Source organism: Streptomyces sp. NPDC057654 (assembly GCF_042800135.1).
Taxonomy (GTDB): Bacteria; Actinomycetota; Actinomycetes; order Streptomycetales; family Streptomycetaceae; genus Streptomyces.
In genome coordinates this window covers 1-1238 of record NZ_JBHVHQ010001426.1, presented here as the reverse complement: position 1 = coordinate 1238, position 1238 = coordinate 1, and the positions used below count along the sequence as shown (strand labels likewise).

At 71.3% G+C, this 1238-nt stretch carries 2 protein-coding genes; both read left to right on the top strand.

The window, feature by feature from the left end:
* Window positions 1–200, top strand: a 200-nt coding sequence (locus ACFU99_RS44100; protein ID WP_384404485.1) for a MoaD/ThiS family protein, incomplete at its 5' end; no start/stop codon positions are given.
* Complete coding sequence (locus tag ACFU99_RS44095; RefSeq protein WP_384404483.1) at window positions 200–1150, top strand: PLP-dependent cysteine synthase family protein; 951 nt, start codon at window positions 200–202, stop codon at window positions 1148–1150. The genes ACFU99_RS44100 and ACFU99_RS44095, both read left to right, overlap by 1 nt.
* The last annotated feature ends 88 nt before the right edge of the window (window positions 1151–1238 follow it).

The following is a 1238-nucleotide window of genomic DNA, read 5'->3' as shown; positions in this document are numbered from 1 at the left end:
CGCTCGACGAGCTCATCGTCGACCTCGACAGCCGCCACCCCGGCATCCGCGAGCGCCTGGTCGAGAAGGGCGAACTGCGCCGCTTCATCAACGTCTACCTCAACGACGAGGACGTCCGCTTCCTCGGCGGCATTACCACCGAGCTGAGCGACGGCGACAGCGTCACGATCCTCCCGGCCGTCGCGGGCGGCATGCGCTGATGCGCTACGACAGCCCGCTGGCAGCCGTCGGGAACACCCCGCTCGTCCGGCTGCCGCGGCTCTCGCCGGCCCCGGACGTACGCATCTGGGCCAAGCTGGAGGACCGCAACCCCACCGGCTCCGTCAAGGACCGCCCCGCCCTGCACATGATCGAGCAGGCGGAGAAGGACGGCCGGCTCACCCCCGGCTGCACCATCCTGGAGCCGACCAGCGGCAACACCGGCATCTCGCTCGCGATGGCGGCGAAGCTCAAGGGCTACCGCATCGTGTGCGTCATGCCGGAGAACACCAGCGAGGAACGGCGCCAACTGCTCGCCATGTGGGGCGCGGAGATCATCTCCTCGCCCGCGGCGGGCGGCTCCAACACGGCCGTACGGGTCGCCAAGGAACTCGCCGGGGAGCACCCGGACTGGGTGATGCTCTACCAGTACGGCAACCCCGACAACGCGGGCGCGCACTACGCCACCACCGGCCCCGAGATCCTCGCCGACCTGCCCTCCGTCACCCACTTCGTGGCGGGCCTCGGCACCACGGGCACGCTCATGGGCGTCGGCCGCTACCTGCGCGAGAACGTCCCCGGCATCAGCGTCGTCGCCGCCGAACCGCGCTACGACGACGTCGTCTACGGGCTGCGCAACCTGGACGAGGGGTTCATCCCCGAGCTCTACGACGAGTCGGTCCTCACCACCCGCTACTCGGTCGGCTCCGAGGACGCGGTCCGCCGCACCCGCGAACTCCTCGCCGAGGAAGGCATCTTCGCGGGCGTCTCCACGGGCGCGGCCCTGCATGCCGCGATCGGCGTGGCCCGCAAGGAGGAGCGGGCCGGGCGCGCCGCGGACGTCGTCTTCATCGTGGCCGACGGCGGCTGGAAGTACCTCTCGACGGGCGTCTACACCGCGGAGACGACGGAGGCCGCGGTCGAGACGCTGCACGGCCAGCTCTGGGCGTAGCGGCGTCCGCATCCGCATCGGCTGATCCGGTGCCGGTCGCTTCCGTGCCGGGTGACTCCGTGCCGGCTGATTCCGTCTCGCGCGGGCC

Bases quoted from the DNA above. Each gene is read 5' to 3' on its own strand.
- ACFU99_RS44095 (WP_384404483.1), top strand. From the start codon at position 200: ATGCGCTACGACAGCCCGCTGGCAGCCGTCGGGAACACCCCGCTCGTC.